At 63.7% G+C, this 703-nt stretch carries 2 protein-coding genes; both read left to right on the top strand.

Features of this window, described 5'->3' with window-relative positions; all coding sequences use genetic code 11:
* Nucleotides 1-233, top strand: a 233-nt coding sequence (locus BFN00_RS00715; protein WP_171260750.1) for a MotA/TolQ/ExbB proton channel family protein, incomplete at its 5' end; no start/stop codon positions are given.
* The gene (gene pocB / locus BFN00_RS00710; RefSeq protein WP_013983259.1) at nt 230-658 is read left to right on the top strand and encodes a flagellar polar localization protein PocB; all 429 of its coding nucleotides are present in this window, start codon (nt 230-232) and stop codon (nt 656-658) included. The genes BFN00_RS00715 and pocB, both read left to right, overlap by 4 nt.
* Nucleotides 659-703: the final 45 nt, after the last annotated feature.

Here is a 703-nt window from a genome sequence, read left to right as displayed (position 1 = left end):
AGTGTCTCGTGGGCTCGGGCATGGCCAACGCACCGCTTCTCGCAGGAGGCATCGCCAAGGCGCTGATCACCACCGCTGCGGGCTTGATGGTCGGTATCCCCGCGCTGTTCTTCCATCGTTTCCTGCAGCGTCGCGTCGACGAACTCGTCGTCGGCATGGAGCAGGAGGCGATCAAGCTGGTGGAAGTGGTGCAGGGCGACCGCGATGTCGATCTCGGTGAGGAGAAGGCGTGAAATTCCGTCGCAAACCCCGGGAGAACGTGGAGATCGGACTCGCACCGCTGATCGACGTGGTGTTCATCCTGCTCCTGTTCTTCGTGGTCACCACCACCTTCACCCGTGAAACGCAGCTCAAGGTCGACCTGCCAGAAGCGGCCAGCGGCACACCGCCTCAGGATGCCGAGGTTCGCCAGCTGGAAGTGCTGATCGATGTGGCTGGCAATTATTCGCTCAATGGCAAGGCGCTGCTCAAGAGCGATCTGAATTCGCTGATGGCCGCGCTGAGCAAGGAGTCCGGCGGCGATAACCGGTTGCCGATGGTCATCAGCGCCGACGGCAAGACGCCGCACCAGGCGGTCATCACGGCGATGGATGCCGCAGGCAAGCTCGGCTTCGCCCAGCTGCGGATCACCACGGTCGAGGCGCAGGCGTCGCCCTGATGTCCGTCGCCGAGCGCCTGCCACGTGCCTGGTATCAGGGGCATC

It is taken from the genome of Acinetobacter sp. AR2-3, from assembly GCF_001878775.1.
Lineage (GTDB): Bacteria > Pseudomonadota > Gammaproteobacteria > Pseudomonadales > Moraxellaceae > Acinetobacter > Acinetobacter lwoffii_D.
Note: the sequence above shows the minus strand (reverse complement) of the source record. Positions and strands in the feature narration are given on the sequence as shown.